The sequence below is a fragment of the Streptomyces afghaniensis genome, assembly GCF_044327915.1.
Lineage (GTDB): Bacteria > Actinomycetota > Actinomycetes > Streptomycetales > Streptomycetaceae > Streptomyces > Streptomyces afghaniensis.
Genome location: NZ_JBIRGJ010000005.1, coordinates 829332 through 847404 on the forward strand (window position 1 = coordinate 829332; position 18073 = coordinate 847404).

14 protein-coding genes are annotated in these 18073 nt (G+C 71.4%); 10 read left to right on the forward strand and 4 right to left on the reverse strand.

The genetic code is table 11. The features are described 5' to 3' along the window. The first annotated feature begins 60 nt into the window (after window positions 1-60). The 7 genes from ACH4G3_RS22325 (at window position 61) to ACH4G3_RS22355 (ending at window position 9055) form a co-directional block, all read left to right on the forward strand. Window positions 61-1128 carry a glucose-1-phosphate thymidylyltransferase gene (locus ACH4G3_RS22325; RefSeq protein ID WP_397626140.1) on the forward strand — a complete coding sequence of 356 codons (1068 nt, stop codon included), beginning with the start codon at window positions 61-63 and terminating at the stop codon, window positions 1126-1128. Then, window positions 1125-2105, forward strand: coding sequence for a dTDP-glucose 4,6-dehydratase (rfbB, locus tag ACH4G3_RS22330; protein WP_397626141.1), 981 nt, complete (start codon window positions 1125-1127; stop codon window positions 2103-2105). Before ACH4G3_RS22325 ends, rfbB begins: the two co-directional genes overlap by 4 nt. After that, entirely contained in the window at window positions 2102-2989 is an 888-nt protein-coding gene (rfbD, locus tag ACH4G3_RS22335) for a dTDP-4-dehydrorhamnose reductase (RefSeq protein WP_397626142.1), read from the forward strand. The genes rfbB and rfbD overlap by 4 nt, the downstream gene beginning before the upstream one ends. Beyond that, complete coding sequence (locus ACH4G3_RS22340; protein WP_020272074.1) at window positions 2976-3779, forward strand: class I SAM-dependent methyltransferase; 804 nt, start codon at window positions 2976-2978, stop codon at window positions 3777-3779. The genes rfbD and ACH4G3_RS22340 overlap by 14 nt, the downstream gene beginning before the upstream one ends. A gap of 876 nt (window positions 3780-4655) precedes the next feature. Continuing rightward, entirely contained in the window at window positions 4656-5435 is a 780-nt protein-coding gene (locus tag ACH4G3_RS22345; RefSeq protein ID WP_397626143.1) for an ABC transporter ATP-binding protein, read from the forward strand. Between the two features lie 46 nt (window positions 5436-5481). Then, window positions 5482-7995 (forward strand): ABC transporter permease, encoded by a 2514-nt coding sequence (locus ACH4G3_RS22350; protein WP_397626144.1) that lies wholly within the window; start codon window positions 5482-5484, stop codon window positions 7993-7995. Between the two features lie 181 nt (window positions 7996-8176). Beyond that, on the forward strand, window positions 8177-9055 hold the full coding sequence (locus ACH4G3_RS22355) for a S1 family serine peptidase (RefSeq protein ID WP_397626145.1): 879 nt from the start codon (window positions 8177-8179) through the stop codon (window positions 9053-9055). A gap of 65 nt (window positions 9056-9120) precedes the next feature. Here the strand turns inward: ACH4G3_RS22355 and ACH4G3_RS22360 are convergent, their stop codons facing one another. The 3 genes from ACH4G3_RS22360 to ACH4G3_RS22370 are packed head-to-tail and all read right to left on the reverse strand — an operon-like array spanning window position 9121 to window position 12960. Next, window positions 9121-10356, reverse strand: coding sequence for a sensor histidine kinase (locus ACH4G3_RS22360; RefSeq protein ID WP_397626146.1), 1236 nt, complete (start codon window positions 10354-10356; stop codon window positions 9121-9123). A gap of 47 nt (window positions 10357-10403) precedes the next feature. After that, a complete protein-coding gene (gene rfbC, locus ACH4G3_RS22365) occupies window positions 10404-11012 on the reverse strand; it encodes a dTDP-4-dehydrorhamnose 3,5-epimerase (protein ID WP_397626147.1) in 609 nt (202 codons plus the stop codon). Window positions 11013-11016: 4 nt separating this feature from the next. Beyond that, window positions 11017-12960 carry a glycosyltransferase family 2 protein gene (locus ACH4G3_RS22370; protein ID WP_397626148.1) on the reverse strand — a complete coding sequence of 648 codons (1944 nt, stop codon included), beginning with the start codon at window positions 12958-12960 and terminating at the stop codon, window positions 11017-11019. Between the two features lie 210 nt (window positions 12961-13170). Between ACH4G3_RS22370 and ACH4G3_RS22375 the strand changes: the two genes are divergently transcribed. Both ACH4G3_RS22375 and ACH4G3_RS22380 read left to right on the forward strand, forming a co-directional pair. Further along, window positions 13171-13680: a metallophosphoesterase family protein gene (locus tag ACH4G3_RS22375; protein WP_397626149.1), complete on the forward strand. Its 510-nt coding sequence runs from the start codon at window positions 13171-13173 to the stop codon at window positions 13678-13680. Between the two features lie 48 nt (window positions 13681-13728). Next, window positions 13729-14553: a class I SAM-dependent methyltransferase gene (locus tag ACH4G3_RS22380; protein ID WP_397626150.1), complete on the forward strand. Its 825-nt coding sequence runs from the start codon at window positions 13729-13731 to the stop codon at window positions 14551-14553. 1 nt (window position 14554) lies between these two features. Here the strand turns inward: ACH4G3_RS22380 and ACH4G3_RS22385 are convergent, their stop codons facing one another. Next, on the reverse strand, window positions 14555-15655 hold the full coding sequence (locus tag ACH4G3_RS22385) for an XdhC family protein (protein WP_397626151.1): 1101 nt from the start codon (window positions 15653-15655) through the stop codon (window positions 14555-14557). A gap of 185 nt (window positions 15656-15840) precedes the next feature. Between ACH4G3_RS22385 and ACH4G3_RS22390 the strand changes: the two genes are divergently transcribed. Next, complete coding sequence (locus ACH4G3_RS22390) at window positions 15841-17814, forward strand: GTP-binding protein (RefSeq protein ID WP_397626152.1); 1974 nt, start codon at window positions 15841-15843, stop codon at window positions 17812-17814. Window positions 17815-18073 lie beyond the last annotated feature (259 nt).

The following is an 18073-nucleotide window of genomic DNA, read 5'->3' on the forward strand; positions in this document are numbered from 1 at the left end:
GCATCGACAACCAAAAGAAGTGATGTTCACATCCGCCGGATCACGACTATGGTGAACCGAATGAAGGCTCTCGTGCTGTCCGGCGGCGCAGGAACAAGACTGAGGCCGATCACACACACGTCGGCCAAGCAACTGGTGCCAGTGGCCAACAAGGCCGTGCTTTTCTATGGGTTGGAGTCGATCGCCGAGGCCGGCATCACCGACGTGGGCATGATCGTCGGGGACACGGCCGCGGAGATCGAGGAAGCGGTGGGTGACGGGTCGCAGTTCGGCCTCAAGGTCACCTACATCCCACAGGAGCGGCCCCTGGGGCTGGCCCACGCGGTACTGATCGCCCGGGACTACCTGGGCGACGACGACTTCGTGATGTATCTCGGCGACAACTTCATCGTCGGCGGCATCACCGACCTCGTCGAGGAGTTCCGCGGCAACCGGCCCGACGCCCAGATCCTGCTCACGCGCGTGGCCGACCCACGCGCCTTCGGTGTCGCCGAACTCGACCCCTCCGGCCAGGTCGTCGGCCTGGAGGAGAAACCCGACCGGCCCAAGAGCGATCTCGCCTTGGTCGGCGTCTACCTGTTCACCCCCCTGATCCACGAAGCGGTCCGCGCCATCGAACCGTCCTGGCGCGGCGAACTGGAGATCACCCACGCCATCCAGCACTTGATCGACTCCCGCGCCGACGTGCGCTCCACGGTCATCACGGGCTACTGGAAGGACACCGGCAACGTCGGCGACATGCTCGAGGTGAACCGCATGGTTCTCGAGGGCATGGAACGCCGGATCGACGGTGACGCGGACACCGCGTCGGAGACCATCGGGCGCGTGGTGGTGGAGGAGGGCGCGCGGATCGTCAACTCCCGCATCGTCGGCCCCGCCGTCATCGGTTCCGGAACCGTCATCAGCAACTCCTACGTGGGTCCCTTCACCTCCATCGCGGAGAACTGCCGGATCACCGACAGTGAACTGGAGTTCTCCATCGTGCTGCGGGACTCCTCGATCCAGGGCGTCGGCCGGATCGAGGCCTCGCTGATAGGCCGGCACGTCGAGGTGACGCCGGCCCCCAGTGTCCCCAGCGCCCACCGCTTCGTCCTCGGAGACCACAGCAAGGTGCAGATCACTTCATGAACCTCCTCGTCACCGGCGCAGCCGGGTTCATCGGCTCCCGCTACGTCCGCGCATTGCTCACCTCGGACGCGCCCGACGCGCCGCGCATCACCGTGCTGGACAAGCTCACCTACGCCGGCACCCTCGACAACCTCGAACTCGGCCATCCCCGGCTGGAGTTCGTGCAGGGCGACATCTGCGACGCCGAACTGGTCGACAAGCTCATGGCCGACGCGGACCAGGTCGTGCACCTCGCCGCCGAATCCCATGTGGACCGCTCGATCACCGGCGCGGCCGACTTCGTCCGCACCAACGTGCTGGGCACCCAGACCCTGCTGGACGCCGCCCTGCGCCACGGCGTGGGCCCCTTCGTGCACGTCTCCACCGACGAGGTCTACGGCTCCATCGAGAGCGGTTCCTGGCCGGAGGAACACCCGCTGCAACCCAACTCCCCGTACTCGGCCTCCAAGGCCTCCTCCGACCTGCTCGCCCTGGCCTACCACCGCACCCACGGCCTGGACGTGCGCGTCACCCGGTGCTCCAACAACTACGGCCCGCACCAGTTCCCCGAGAAGGTCATCCCGCTGTTCGTCACCAACCTCCTCGACGGCCACAAGGTGCCGCTGTACGGCGAAGGCCTCAACGTCCGCGACTGGCTGCACGTGGACGACCACGGCCGGGGCATCGACCTCGTCCGCACCAAGGGCCGGCCCGGCGAGGTCTACAACATCGGCGGCGGCACCGAGCTCACCAACAAGGAGCTCACCGGGCTGCTCCTCGAGGCCTGTGGCGCGGGGTGGGACCGGGTGGAGTACGTCGAGGACCGCAAGGGCCACGACCTGCGCTACTCCGTCGACTGGTCCAAGGCCCGCGACGAACTCGGTTACAGCCCCCGCCACGACTTCACCACCGGCCTCGCCAAGACCGTCGCCTGGTACCGCGACAACCGCGCCTGGTGGGAACCCCTCAAGCAGCGCGTCGCCCAGGAGCGGGCATGAGGTGGCTGATCACCGGGGCGGGCGGCATGCTCGGCCGTGACGTGGTCGAGGAACTCACCCGGCGCGGCGAGGAGGTGGCGGGCCTGGACCGGGCGGCCCTGGACATCACCCGGCCCGCGGCCGTCGACACGGCTGTCCGTGACCACCGTCCCGACCTGGTCGTGAACTGCGCCGCGTACACGGCCGTCGACGACGCCGAGAGCGACGAGGCCCGCGCCCTGGAGATCAACGGCGACGGACCGCGACTGCTGGCCCGGGCCTGTGCCGCGCACGGCGCCCGCATGATCCACGTCTCCACGGATTACGTCTTCTCCGGCGAGGCCCGCACGACGCCCTACCCGGAGGATCATCCGACGGGTCCGCGCACCGCCTACGGTCGCACCAAGCTGGCCGGGGAGCGGGCCGTACTGGAGGAGCTGCCCGGAGCGAGCGCGATCGTGCGCACGGCTTGGCTCTACGGGGTCCACGGCGCTAACTTCGTGCGGACCATGATCGGACTCGAAGCCCGCCGCGACACCCTCGATGTCGTCGACGACCAGCGCGGGCAGCCCACCTGGAGCGCGGACGTCGCCGAACGGATCGCCGACCTCGGCGGACGGCTCGGCCCCGACGCGCACGGCGTCTTCCACGCCACCAACTCCGGCGAGGCCACCTGGTACGAACTGGCCCGCGAGGTGTTCTCCCTCATCGGCGCCGACCCCGACCGGGTGCGCCCCACCAGCAGCGCGGCCTTCCCCCGGCCCGCGCCGCGCCCGGCGTACAGCGCCCTCGCACACCGCCGGTGGCAGGAGATCGGCCTGCCCCTGCCGCGCGACTGGCGCTCCGCCCTGCACGAAGCACTGCCCCGTATCCGCAAGGAAGGTCCCCTTCGTGAAACGCCATGAGTTCCTCCGGGAACTGCACAAGGTCAGCGCCAATCGCAACTACCTGGAGATCGGCGTCAACGACGGCCGCAGCCTGACGTTGTCCCGCGTCCCCAGCATCGCGATCGACCCCGCCTTCAAGGTGGTCTCGGAGCTGAGGTGCGACGTCCACCTGGTGAAGGCCACCAGTGACGACTTCTTCGCGCGCGACAACCCGCTCCAGCACCTCAAGGGCGGCCGTCACCCGCTGCGCAACCTGCGCCGCGGCCGCAGTCCGATCGGCTACTGGCGCAAAACGACGCTGGACCTGTCGTTCATCGACGGCATGCACTTGTTCGAGTTCGCGCTGCGCGACTTCATGAACGTCGAGAAGTACTCGGACTGGTCCAGCGTGATCGTCCTCGACGACATGCTGCCGCGCAGCGTCGACGAGGCGGCCCGGGACCGGCACACCAACGCCTGGACCGGCGACGTCTTCAAGATCACCGAGGTGCTGGCGCGCTACCGCCCCGACCTGGTCACGGTCCAGGTGGACACCGCGCCCACCGGCCAGCTCGTCGTCTTCGGCGCCGACCCGAACAACCGGGTCCTGCACGACAAGTACGACGAGATCATGGCCGAGTACAAGATCCCCGACCCCCAGAAGGTCCCCGAGGCGATCCTGGAACGGGCCGGCGCGGTACGTCCCGAGGCCCTCGTGGAAGCGGGCTTCTGGCGTCCCCTCGTCCAGGCCCGCAACCGCGGCCTGCCCCGCTCCATCGGCTGGGAGCCCCTGCGCAAGGCCCTGGAACAGGTGGGCGTCAGCCGCTGACTCCTCCGGCGTCGTCGGCCTTCCCGACGTCTTGCGGATCCGGGCCCGGGCGCTGCGCGCCCGGGCCTTCGGCGTGCCGGTGCGGCGGGCGGTGGTCCGGGATGCGGCGCGCTGCGGATGGCGGCGCGTTCCCTCCCGCATCAGCCCACTGCCGACCGGCTACCGGCCTCGCCCGCCGAGCACGGCCAGCCGGCCCCGCGAGGCCCGCGGGCGCCGGGCGCGGGCGGCGCAGTCGTCAATGCCAACGCCCCGGGCGTCACGCCCGCCGGCAGCACAGCGGTCACCCGGCTCGGACGCCGCGCCTACCGACGCGGCGGACCGGAGACGGCCACCACCGAACACGGCCACGGGTTCCACACCTTCCACGTCGACCTCGAAACCGACCCGCCCATCAACGACAGGACGCGTTGCGGCAGGAAGACGGCCCCTTCTCCTTGCGCGCGATCTGCGCGACGCGCATGGCGTAGAAGTTGCGGGTCACGCTTCGCCCGCCTGGTGCACGAGAGTCGCATCGCTCGGCCTGGCGGTGCATCGGCCGTACGGCTGAGACGGCGGTGGGCGCGTCTTGTCGGTACAGAGACGCGTCCAGGCCGGTGGGGAGGGATGCCCCCCCACCAAGGTCGCCGTCTCCCAGGCGGTTTCCACCGGGCCTCATCCTCGGAGCTGACACGACGGCATACCTGAGGCTCATGAGACCGCCTCTCGCCTCAGCCTCGGGGCGTCGGCACTTCGGCTGATCCGCAGGATCCGCAGGAACCGGACGATGGAGAAGCACCGAGCGGGGTGGGGCCCGGACGCCCGTGTCCCTGTGCTGTCCGTGGCTGTCCGGACGGCCCGCGCCCCCCGCTGCCTCTGCCGTCGAACGGAGTACTACTCGTGACCACCGCCTCGCCCACCGGCCCTGGCACCGCCACGCCCACCGTGGCCGCCCGCGCCACCGAGCTCTCCAAGGTCTACGGACAGGGCGACACCCGGGTGGTCGCCCTCGACCGGGTCAGTGTCGGCTTCGGGCAGTCCCAGTTCACGGCGATCATGGGGCCTTCCGGATCCGGCAAGTCCACGCTGATGCACTGCGTCGCCGGGCTGGACAGCTTCTCCTCCGGTTCGGTCCGTGTCGGCGACGTAGAGCTGGGCTCCCTGACCGACCGGCAGCTCACCCGGCTCCGCCGGGACAAGGTCGGCTTCATCTTCCAGGCGTTCAACCTGCTGCCGACCCTCACCGCGCTCGAGAACATCACGCTCCCGATGGACATCGCGGGCCGCGCCCCGGACAAGCAGTGGCTGGAGACCGTCATCCGGATGGTCGGGCTGTCCGGCCGGCTCAGCCACCGTCCCGCCCAGCTCTCCGGCGGCCAGCAGCAGCGTGTGGCCGTCGCCCGTGCCCTCGCATCAAAGCCGGACATCGTCTTCGGCGACGAGCCGACGGGGAACCTGGACTCGCGCGCGGGTGCGGAGGTCCTCGGCTTCCTGCGTGACTCCGTACGGGAGTTGGGCCAGACCGTCGTCATGGTCACCCACGATCCGGTCGCCGCCTCCTACGCGGACCGGGTCGTCTTCCTCGCCGACGGGCGGATCGTCGACGAGATGTACGAGCCGACCGCTGACGCGGTCCTCGACCTCATGAAGTCCTTCGACACCAAGTTCCGTACGAGCTGAGCCGACCCCGTCCTCCCCTCCTCTCACCTCACCAGGACCCGCCACCATGTTCCGCACAGCCCTGCGCAACGTCCTCGCGCACAAGGCCAGACTGCTGATGACCGTGCTCGCCGTCATGCTCGGCGTCGCGTTCGTCTCCGGCACTCTGATCTTCACCGACACCCTCAACCACGCCCACCGCAGCCAGGCGGCCAAGAGCTACGCCCACGTGGACGTCGAGGTCCGCGCGAACGCCGACGACTCCGGCGAGTTCCCCGGCATCAGCCGGAAGACGTTCGACGAGATCGCCCGACTCGACGGGGTCGCCGATGCCGCCGGGCGGGTCGAAGGGATGGCCTCCGTCGCCGACAAGAACGGCGGGCTCATCGGCGACGGCTTGTACAACTCGGCCGCCAACTTCGCGCCCGGGAAGGACCGCAAGGACGGGCTCTACGAGTTCACCGACGGCAGCGGGCCCACCGGGCCCGGGCAGGTCGCGCTCGACAAGGACACCGCCGACAAGGGTGGCTACGACGTCGGCGACACCGTGCCCGTCGCCCTGGAGGGTCCGGCGAAGACGTACAAGCTCTCCGGCATCTTCACCACCGAGGCCACCTCGGTGGCCGAGGGCGGCAGCCTGGTGCTGTTCGACACGCCGGTCGCACAGCGGCTCTTCCTCCGGCAGGGCGTCTATCAGTCCGTCACCGTCACCGCCGCCCCCGGTACTTCGAGCACCGAACTCGCCGCCGCCGTCAGGAAGCTGCTTCCTCACTACGCGGAGGCCCGGACGGGGCAGCAACTCACCGACGAGAAGGCCAAGGCGGTCGCGGGAGACGCGTCGACGCTCAATACCCTGCTGCTCGCCTTCGCCGGCGTCGCGCTCTTCGTCAGCGTCTTCCTGATCGCCAACACCTTCACCATGCTGGCCGCCCAGCGCACCCGGGAACTCGCCCTGCTGCGCGCGGTCGGCGCCTCGCGCAGGCAGGTCACCCGGTCCGTGCTGACCGAGGCGGTGGTGGTCGGCGCGGCCGGCGCGGCCGCCGGACTCGGGCTGGGCGCCGCCATGGCCGCCGTAGCGCGTTCCACGGTCGGTTTCGCCGGGGCGAAGATTCCGGACGGGCCGCTGGCCGTCACGTCGACGACCGTCCTGGTCGCGGCTGTCGTCGGGGTCCTGGTCACCATGGTGGCCGCCTGGCTGCCGGCCCGCCGCGCCGCGAAGATCCCGCCGGTCGCGGCGATCGGCAGCGCACACCTGCCGGCCACCACCAAGTCCCTGGTGCTGCGCAACTCTCTCGGCGCGATCGCCACACTGCTCGGCGCGGCGGTCGTCGTCGCGGGCGCCGGGACGGGCGGCTCCAAGGCCGGCAAGATCGTCGGGTTGGGTGCCTTCCTGGTGGTGATCGGGGCCATCGTGCTGATCCCGTTGCTGTCCCGGCCCGTGATCGCGGTCGTACAGCCGCTGCTGCGGCGCGGCTTCGGGGTCTCCGGGAAACTCGCGGGCCAGAACGCCGTACGCAGCCCGCGCCGTACCGGAGCCACCGCCTCCGCGCTGGCCATCGGACTCACGCTGGTCAGCGCTCTGACCGTGGTCGCCGCCACCCTCGGTCATTCCGCGGACAAGATCACCACCGACATCGTCAAGGCCGACTACATGGTCACGGACGACGGCACGGGCATGGACGCCTCGACGGTCGCCGCCCTGCGCGAGGTCGAGGGTGTCAGGGCGGTGTCGCGGGAGCAGACCGGGTCGATGACGATCGACGGCAGCTGGCAGCAGTTTTCCGGTGTCACCCCGGCGGACTTCCCCGAAGTGATCCACCTCGCGGTGGTCTCCGGCTCGCTGGACACGCTCACGAAGGGGCAGATCGCCGTCGCCGATGATGTCGCGCGGTCCCACGGCTGGAAGGTGGGGGACACCCTGCCGGTGGAGTACGACGACTCGAAGACCGGCAGGGTGACCGTCGGGGCTGTTTTCGAGAGCAACGAGGTCGTCTCGCCGGTCGTCGTCTCCGCGGACGTGGTCGAGGCGCACCAGGACGAGACCAACATCTTGTGGATCTACGTCAAGACGGATGGCGGCACCGACGAGAAAGCACTGGCCGATGCCCTCGCCGGACACCCGGGGAGCAAAGTCGGCGACCGGCAGGACATCCGCGACCACTTCAACGGCGAGGTCGGCACCACGCTGAACGTCGTGTACGGCCTGCTCGCGATGTCCCTGGTCATCGCGGTGCTGGGGGTGGTGAACACCCTCGCGATGTCGGTCTTCGAACGGCGGCGGGAGGTCGGCATGCTGCGCGCCGTCGGGCTCGACCGGCCGGGCGTGACGCGGATGATCCAGCTGGAGTCCGTGGTCATCTCCCTCTTCGGCGCCGTGATCGGTATCGGGCTCGGTTCCTTCCTCGGCTGGGCCCTCTGCGAGATCACGAAGGCGGACGTCCCCGGATACGCGCTGGAGCTGCCGTGGGGCCGGTTCGCGCTCTTCCTGCTGCTGGCGGCGCTGGTCGGCCTGCTGGCCGCCCAGTGGCCCGCACGCAGCGCGGCCCGGCTGGACATGCTCACCGCCATCAAGACCGAGTAGAGCGGATCGCCGACGACGGTCACGCCGTAGCCCCGGAGACGACCGTCAGCTCCGGAGACGACCGTCACCCACCGAGGATTCCGGTCCCACCGCCTGTGCGGTGGGCCCCGGAAGGGCCTTGTCCGCGGGCGAGTTCGCGGGCAGCCCCACCCCCCTGTTCGAAGACACGACTGGAGATCCCATGCATCCTTTCAACGCCCCCGCCCACAGAGCGGCGGCTCGGCGGAGCGCCTCGGTCGCAGTCGCGGCCGGCACGGTACTCGGGCTCGTCGCCGTGTCCGTCGGCACGGCCCACGCCGCGACGGCGACGGATCGCGGGCGCCCGGGCGTGCAGATCATCGGCGGCGTCGAGAAGCCGAACGGCTCGTACCCGTTCATGGCGGCGCTGCTGAGCAAGGGCAAGGGCAACCCGCGCGACCGGCACTTCTGCGGCGGCAGCCTGCTCAGTCCGTACCTCGTGATGACGGCCGCGCACTGCGTCGTTGACGAGAAGCCCAAGCAGATGGAGACCGTCGTGGGCCGGACCGTGCTGTCGGACAAGAAGCAGGGCCATCTGCGCAACGTCCGCACGATCACCCTCCACGAAGACTACGATTTCGCGCTCCTGGAACTGGACAAACCCGTCTACGGCATCGCCCCGGTCAACCTGCCGACCCAGGGCACGGACGCGCTCATCCGTCCGGGCGCCAAGGCCACGGTCGCCGGCTGGGGCAACACCGACACCGAGGTGCCGACCCATCCGGACCGGCTGCGTGCGGTGGATGTCCCCATCGTGTCGCACATCGAGTGCAAGGCGTCGTACCCGGACTACGACAAGACGGTCAACGTGTGCGCGGGAGTGGAGGGGAAGGACTCCTGCCAGGGTGACAGCGGCGGGCCACTCTTCCGCACGCTCAAGGGCCGCAAGGGCGTGTACCAGATAGGCATCGTGGCGTACGGCGACGGCTGCGCCGCGCAAGGAGCCCCCGGCGTGTACACCTACACGGGCTCCGCCAAGCTGTGGGACACCCTGTGGAAGTCCGCCGACGGCAAGCGGCTGAAGCGCCTGCTCGGCCGCTGATCCGCTGCCCGCGCGGGACACCCTGTTCCGCGCGGGCCCTGGGGGCTGTAGCCCCCGGCAAGGCATCAACTTCCTTGCCGCGCGGTGGGGAGGAGGGCCATGACCTCCCAGCCGTGGTCCTCGCGTGGGCCGGTGCGAAGTTCGCCGCCGAGGGCGGTGACGCGTTCGGTGAGGCCGACGATGCCGAAGCCTCCGCCGCGGGCGGCGTACGGCATCGGGGCCCCTCCACGGCCGTTGTCGCGCACTGTCACGCGCAGGATGTCGTCGGAGTGCGCGAGGGCGACGGTGACCTCGGTGGCGTCGGCGGCGTGACGGCGTACGTTCGTGAGGGCTTCCTGGACGACGCGGTAGGCGGCGGCCTGCACTGCGTGGGGCAGGTCCCGGGGCACTGAGGCGTCGCGGCGCAGTTCGGCCTTCGGGCCGGCCGGGCCGCCGAATCCGTCGACCAGTTCCGCGAGGGCTGTCAGGTCGCCCACCGGGCGGCTCTCGCCCGGCTCGAGCCGGGCCGTTCCCTCGGGGCCGCCGCGCAGGATGCCGACGGTCACGCGCATGGAGTCGAGCGCTTGGGTCGCGGCGTGCTCGATTCCCGCCAGTACCGGGTCCAGCCGACCGGGTTCGGTGGCGGCCATCATGCGGGCCATCTGTGTCTGGACCAGGATGCCGGTGACATGGTGGGCGACGAAGTCGTGCAGGTCGGCTGCCATGGCGAGGCGCTCCGAACGGCGGGTCTCGGCGACCGCCACTCGTCGCCTGTGGTCCAGGGTGCGCAGGTAGCCGCCGACGCCGGCCGTGACGCCGGCCAGCAGCGCTACCGTCAGCGCGAGCAACAGGATCAGGACGTCGTCCTGCGTTCCGGTCGCGTAGAAGCGCAGCGGCGCCGCGATGGCCGCCCCACCGGTGAGTACCGCGCACAGGCCCGCCCACCGTGGTGGGCAGGTGCGGACGGCGATCAGCAACAGGCAGAGCAGGACCGCCACCTCACCGGGGCCGAACATGCGTACGCGCTCGGTCATCGTGGCGACGGCGGTCAAGGCCAGGGAGGCACCCGCTGGTACGGCGGCGCGCACGTGGGGGGTGAGCCACGCGGGCCGGCGGGCCACGGGCCGGAGGACGGCCGCGAGGCCGAGCGACAGGAGCAGGAGCACCGGCCACAGTGTCTTGCCGTTGGTGACGGCGATGAGCACGTCCGCGGCGGCCGACAGGACCAGCGTGGTGATACCCACCGCACGCAGGCAGCCCTGCCGCCGGGTCTGCGTCATGGTCAGGTCGGCTGTCGCGTGCGGGAGGCTCACGCCGGTCACTGTAGAAGGACCGGTCGGCTCCGCGCCTCGGCCGGTCGGCCGAGGCGTCAGCCCCTCGCCCGGCCGCCCCGCAGCTCCTCGTAATACGCCAGGCAGGTCTCGTACGACGGCAACAAGCCCTGGCGTTCCGCCTCGGCCAGGGTCGGGGCCTGGTCGTCCTTGGGGGAGAGGAGCGGCTCGATTCCGTCGGGCCACTCGATGCCCAGGGCCGGGTCGAGCGGGTGGATGCCGTGTTCGCGTTCCGGGGCGTAGCCCGCCGAGCACAGGTACACGACCGTCGCGTCGTCGGTCAGGGCCATGAACGCGTGGCCCAGCCCCTCCGCGAGGAACACCGCGTGCCGGGTGTCCTCGTCGAGCCGTACGGCCTCCCACTGCCGGTAGGTGGGGGAGCCCAAGCGGATGTCGATCACCACGTCCAGGACGGCCCCGCGCACACACGTGACGTACTTGGCCTGGCTGGGCGGCACGTCCGCGAAGTGCACACCCCGCAGCACGCCCCGCCGGGAGACCGAGCAGTTGGCCTGGGCCAGGGACAGGTCGTAGCCCGTGGCCTCACGGAACTCCGCGCCCCGGTACCACTCGTGGAAGCTGCCCCGGTCGTCCGGGAAGATCTTGGGCTCCAGAACCCAGGCGCCCTCTATCCCCAGTGGTCGCATGCTGTCACTGCCCTCCGATCCTGAGACGGGAAACCTTCCGGCGCGCGGCACCGAGCACGCGCCGCGCACGCCGCGCCAACCGCAGTGCGACACCCGGCTGCGGTACGGGCGCCACCTGCACACTCCCACCCGCGGCGCGCAGCGCGAACGGCAGCCCGGTGTACAGCGGCCGCGCGGCGTCCGGGGCAGCAGGGCACAGGGCCACCCGCCAGACCCCGCGCGAGAGGTTCTCCGCGGGCAGGGCCGCCGCCAGCACCGCCCCCGTCCCGTCCGCGGCGGGGGAGAGCGTGCCGGGCGCCTCGACGATCTGCTGGGCGGAGACGAACCGCAGTCGCACCTCCGTGTCGCCGGGGACGTACAGCGGAAGCCGCGCCCGCACCTGGTCCCCGGTGACGGTGACGGCGGACTGCTGCACGCGGCCCAGCCCGAGCCGCTTGCCCCGCACGCCGAGCTCCAGGGAGAGGTTGCCGTGCGGCTCCGTCCAGTACGGCAGCGCCGCGCGGCCCCCGACGACCCCGGCGTCCGGCGTGGGCCGGCTCGCCGTCGGCGCCGGGCCCAGCCGGCATTCCTTGGTCCAGCCGCCCAGCTTGACCCGGACGAGCGCGTCCCAGACGCCGTCCCTCGGCAGGTCGGCCGGATCGACGGTGGCGGTCGCCCGCAGCACCAGCCGGACCTCCTCGCCGTCCCCGACGGGCACGGTCTCGCGGGTGAACCGCACGGGCTGGAAGTACTGCGCGGCACTGGACCGCTCGCGCAGCAGCAGGTCGGCGGTGGCCTGGCCGAAGCGCGCGGCGGTCTGCGAGGCCACCCACTCCACCGCCTCCGTGAGGTCCTTGGGCGCGTCGTCCAGCGGTGTCGCCTCGGCGTCGGCGGGGAAGGTCATCGGCTCGCCGCCGGAGGTGTACTCGGCCGTGAAGCCGATGCTGAGGGTGCCGTCCCGCCACTCCACCTGCCCGGGGGCCGCCTTGGGAGCGACACCGGCCTCCCACTGGGCGAAGGACACGACGTCGTCGTACCGGTCGGCCGCGGTCAGCGCGGCGACGACCTGCTGCGTCGGCTGGAGCCCGGCCGCGACGCCGGGACCGAACCGCTCGACGACGACCTCGTGGATCTCGGCGAACAGCTCCCTGCGGTAGTCGTCCGGCAGCTTCAGAAGGCGCCGGGCCCGCAGCCGCTCGACCATCTCCACGCGCAGCCAGCGCCGGAAGAGCTTGTCGCGCACCGGTCCGGGCTCGGTGTACCGCTCGACGACGTCGAGGGCCTCACGGAGGTTCTTGAAGTAGCCGACCGGATCGAAGCGTTCGAAGCCGGCGTTGGAGCCGTCGTCCCGCCGGAGGTGGTAGTAGCAGACGTAGTCGCTGAGCACGGAGACGTTCTCCGCGCGCAGATACGCCTCGGCGATGAAGACGTGGTCCTCCAGGCGCCGCCTGCCCTCGGGGAAGCGCAGGCCGATGCGGTCCAGGAAGGCCCGGCGGAACATCTTGTGGGGGGTGAGGCTGTCGATGAGCGGGGCGTTCTCGACGGTGGCGCGCGGGTGGTTGCGGCGGAACAGTTCCACCGGCACGCCGCGGCCCTTGCCGGCCATCTTGCCCACGACGACGTCGGCGCCGTTGGCCACGCCGTAGTCGTACATCCGCTCCAGGGCCTCGTCGCCCAGGTAGTCGTCGTTGTCGACGAACATGACGAACTCGCCGCGGGAGGCCTCGATGCCGACGTTGCGGGGCTTGCCCGACCAGCCCGAGTTCTCCTGGTGGATGACCTTCATCCGGGGGTCCTCGGCGGCGAGCGCGTCGAGCCGGGCCGGGGTCTGGTCGGTCGAGCCGTCGTCGACGAAGATCACCTCGTACTCGTCGGGAGGCAGCGACTGCCGCTGCAGCGAGGAGATGCAGTCCTCGATGTAGATCCCCGGGTTGTACACGGGGACGATGACGCTGACCTTGACCGGCATCGGGTTTCCGGGCCCCTTCGGGTCGCTTGCCGTAGACGTCCTGTTGTCTTGCGCGATGCCCGATGCTAACCCGGTCGGCGACGCCGCCTCACCTTTCGAGACCTGCCCGTGATCATCTCCGGTCACGGGGCAACTGAGCTGCGCAGGCTGTCCGTTTGAAGATCGACGGGGTTCCCGGGCGGGGCGGCGGGAAGCATCTAGGGTGAGGATGTGCGCCTGCTTTTCATGTCCGATACTCACCTGCCCAAGCGGGCCAAGGTCCTGCCCGCCCCGCTGCTGGCCGAACTCCCGCACGCCGACGTCGTGTTCCACGCCGGCGACTGGGTCGACACGGCCACCCTCGACCTGCTGGAGAACAGCTGCCGCAGGCTCGTCGGCGTGTACGGCAACAACGACGGGCCGGACCTGCGCGCCCGGCTGCCGGAGGTGGCGTACGCGGAGCTGGGCGGGCTGCGCTTCGGCGTGATCCACGAGACGGGCCCCGCCCAGGGCCGGGAGAAGCGCTGCGCGGCCCGCTTCCCCGACCTCGACGTGCTGGTCTTCGGCCACAGCCACATCCCCTGGGACACCACGGCCCCGACCGGTCTGCGCCTGCTCAACCCGGGTTCCCCGACCGACCGCCGCCGCCAGCCGCACTGCACGTACCTGACCGCCACCGTCGCCGACGGCCGGCTCACCGACGTGGAACTGCACCGGCTGCCGCCCCGCACACCCCGCTGACCCGAACCGGCCCGGCCGCCGCAGGCAGCCCCGTGACATGATCGGCGCATGGTGCGGGACAAGCGGGACAAGGGATACCTCCTGGACAACCGGCAGTCCGAGGCCGGTACACGCTTCGACGCGCTGGCAGCTCTCTTCGACGCCTCGACGTTCCGGCACTTCGAGCAGATCGGCGTCGCCGAGGGGTGGCGCTGCTGGGAGGTCGGCGCAGGCGGGCCGAGCGTCGCCGCGTGGCTCCGCGAGCGCGTCGGGCCGCGCGGGCGGGTGCTCGCCACCGACATCGACGTGTCCTGGACCGAGGCGGCCGCCACCGAGGGGGTCGAGGTGCTCCGCCACGACGTCGGCCGCGACGAACCCCCGGCCGGGCCCTTCGACCTGATCCACGCCCGCCTCGTCCTGGTCCACGTGGCCGAGCGCGACGCCGCGCTGCGCGCGATGGTCCAGGCCTTGCGCCCCGGCGGTTGGCTGCTGGTCGAGGACGCCGACCCCGCACTCCAGCCCCTGATCTGCCCCGACGAGTACGGACCCGGGCAGGAGCTGGCCAACCGGCTCCGCACCGGCTTCCGTGAGCTGCTGCGGCAGCGGGGTGCCGACCTCTCCTACGGACGCAGGCTGCCGCGGCTGCTGCGCGAGGCCGGCCTCGACGAGGTCGAGGCCGACGCCTACTTCCCGATCACCTCGCCCGCCTGCGACGTCCTGGAGGCGGCCACCGTCCGGCAGGTGCGGGACCGGCTCGTCGCCGAGGGCCTCGCCACGGACGAGGAGATCGAACGGCACCTCGCCGACGTCGAGGCCGGGCGCCTCGACCTCGCCACCTCACCGATGATCTCGGCCTGGGGCCGGCGGCCCGCCGACGACGGCCCGCGGTCCTGACTCACTTGGGCGGATGCACCGCTCCCTCCGTGGCGGTGAGCGGGGCCCCGCTGCCGCCCCAGCGCAGCGCGACGATCTCCGCGGCGACGGACACCGCCACCTCCTCGGGCGTACGGGCCCCGAGGTCGAGCCCGACCGGTGAGCGCAGCCGGGACAGCTCCCGCTCGGTGAGGCCGGCCTCGGCCAGCCGCTTCGCCCGGTCGGCGTGGGTACGGCGGCTGCCCATCGCCCCGATGTAGGCGGCGGGCCGGCGCAGTGCCTCCTGGAGCAGCGGCACGTCGAACTTGGGGTCGTGCGTGAGGACGCAGACGACCGTGCGCTCGTCGGTGTCCGTGTCCCGCAGATAGCGGTGCGGCCACTCGGCGACCACCTCGACGCCCTCGGGGAAGCGCCGGGGCGTGGCGAAGACGGGACGGGCGTCACAAACGGTGACCCGGTAGCCGAGGAAGTCGCCGATGCGGGCGACGGCCGCCGCGTAGTCGATGGCGCCGAAGACCAGCATCCGCGGCGGCGGTGCGAAGGACTGCAGGAACACGCTGACGGAGTCCTCGCGGCGCTGCCCCTGGGGCCCGTAGTGCCGCGGTCCGGTGGCACCGAGAGCGAGCTCGCCGCGCGCGTCGGCGGTGACGGCCGCGTCCAGGCCGCCCGCGCCCAGCGTGCCCGACACCCGGTCCGGCCGGACGGCGAGCGTCGCCCCGCGCGGGGCCGGACCGTCGGTCACCGTCGCCACGGTCACCGGCTCCCCGGCCGCGACGCAGTCCACGACCGAGCCGAAGGCGGGATCCAGCTCGGGCGTCACGGGCCGCACGAGCAGTGTGATCTCGCCCCCGCAGGTCAGGCCGACGGCGAAGGCGTCCTCGTCGCTGTAGCCGAAGGTCTCCAGCCGGGCCTCACCGCTCGCCACGACCTCCTGGGCCAGCTCGAACACGGCACCCTCGACACAGCCCCCGGACACACTGCCCACGACCTCCTCGTCCGGACCCACCGCCATCGCCGCGCCCGGGTCGCGCGGCGCACTGCGGCTGACCTCGACGACCGTCGCCAGGCCGAAGGGGAGCCCGGCGGCGTACCAGCGGCCGAGCACCGGGAGGATGTCACGCACGAGCAGCTCCTTCCACAAAGCCACCGGGTACCCCGTCGGCGGTTAATTCCGTTGTGGCCCTCCGGCCCGGTCTGCTGCACTGCACGGGTCGACGACGTCACCGAGTCCCGAGGAGCCCCAGATGCGCACTGCGTCCATGTCCCCCCAGACAGGAACGGCTCTCTCTCCGAAGGACATGACGCTTCGTGCAGTTGCTCAACCTTGGCATCCTCGCCCACGTCGACGCAGGTAAGACCAGCCTGACCGAGCGGCTCCTCCATTCGGCCGGGGTGATCGACGAGGTCGGCCGTGTCGACGACGGGAACACCCGCACCGACACCCTCGCGCTGGAGCGGCAGCGTGGCATCACCATCAAGTCCGCCGTCGTCTCGTTCCCGCTCGACGGTGTGACGGTCAACCTCATCGACACACCCGGTCACCCGGACTTCATCGCCGAGGTGGAGCGCGTGCTCGGCGTGCTGGACGGCGCCGTCCTCGTGATCTCCGCCTGCGAAGGGGTGCAGGCGCAGACGCGGGTGCTGATGCGGACCCTCCAGCGGCTGCGCATCCCGACCCTGCTCTTCGTCAACAAGATCGACCGGCGCGGGGCGCGGGACGAGGAGGTGCTGCGGTCGGTCGCGGCCCGCCTGACACCCTCGATCGTGCCGATGGGAACGGTCACCGGCCTCGGCACGCGCACGGCCCGCTTCACCCAGGGGCCCGGCCCGGCCGCCGCCCTCGACGTCCTGACCGAGAACGACGACACCCTGCTGTCCGCCTACGTCGAGGACACCGTCACGGACGCCCTCCTGCGTGGGTCGCTCGTCGCGCAGACCCGGGAGGCCCTGGTCCACCCGGTCTATTTCGGCTCCGCCGCCACGGGCGCCGGCGTGGACGCGCTCCTGTCCGGCATCGAGGAACTGCTGCCGGCGGCCGACGGGGACGCGGACGGGCCGGTCTCCGGAACCGTGTTCAAGGTCGAGCGGGGCCCGGCGGGGGAGAAGGTCGCCTACGCCCGGATGTTCTCCGGCACCCTGCGCACCCGCGACCGGATCCCCTGCGGAGCGGACGGCGCCGAAGGGCGGGTCACCGGAATCAGCGTCTTCGGACACGGCACGGACACCCGCGCGGACACCGTCCACGCCGGACAGATCGCCCGGCTGTGGGGTCTCGCCGACATCAGGACCGGCGACGCGATCGGCGAACCCCGCAAGGCGTACGAGCACGTCTTCGCCCCGCCCACCCTGGAGACGGTCGTCGTCCCGGGGCCCGGCGTGAACCGAGGCGCGCTCCACCTCGCGCTCACCCAGCTCGCCGAACAGGACCCGCTCATCGGCCTGCGTCACGACGAACGCCGGCAGGAGACCTCCGTCTCCCTCTACGGCGAGGTGCAGAAGGAAGTCGTCCAGGCCACCCTCGCCGACGAGTACGGTCTCCACGTCACCTTCCGCGAAACCACCCCGCTGTGCGTCGAACGGCTCATCGGCACCGGGCATGCCGTGGAGTTCAACAAGAAGGGCCAGAACCCGTTCCTCGCGACGGTCGGCCTGCGCGTCGATCCCGCACCGGCCGGCTCGGGCGTCGCCTTCCGGCTGGAGGTGGAGCTCGGCTCCATGCCGTACGCCTTCTTCAAGGCCGTCGAGGACACCGTGCGCGAGACCCTCGGCCAGGGGCTGCACGGCTGGCAGGTCCCGGACTGCACGGTCACCATGACCCACAGCGGCTACTCACCCCGCCAGAGCCACGCCCACCAGGGCTTCGACAAGAGCATGTCGAGCACCGGAGCCGACTTCCGGGGCGTCACCCCGCTGGTGCTGATCGAGGCGCTGCGGCGGGCCGGCACACGGGTCCACGAGCCGATGCACCGCTTCCGCGTCGAGGCCCCGGCCGACACCCTCGGCGCCCTGCTGCCGGCCCTCGCCGGGCTCGCTGCCGTGCCGGAGGCGACGCGCAACCGTGGCCACCTCTGCGTCCTCGAAGGCACCGTGCCGGCGGCCCGGGTGCATGCCCTGGGACACATGCTGCCGGGGCTCACCCGCGGTGAGGGAGAACTGGAGAGCGCCTTCGACCACTATGCGCCAGTCATGCACGGCACGATTCCCGAGCGTCCGCGCACCGACCACAACCCGCTGAACAGGAAGGAGTACTTGTTGAACGTGACACGACGAGTGGGCAGTTGAGGTGTGCGCGCTGGCCGAGAGGGAACTTACTCCAGAGTCAGGGGTGTTGACGGTGTCCTGAAATCACCGGACTGTAGTGGACATGCCGACTATCCGAGTACGTCTGCTGGTTGTCCTGGCTGTCCTCTTCGGCTCCCTGTCGGGGGGGGGCGGGCCCCCCCCCCCCCCCCCCCCCCCCCCCCCCCCCCCCCCCGGGGGCGCCCCCCCCCCCCCCCCCCACCCCACCCCCCCCCGCCCCCCCCCCCCCGCCCCCCCGGGG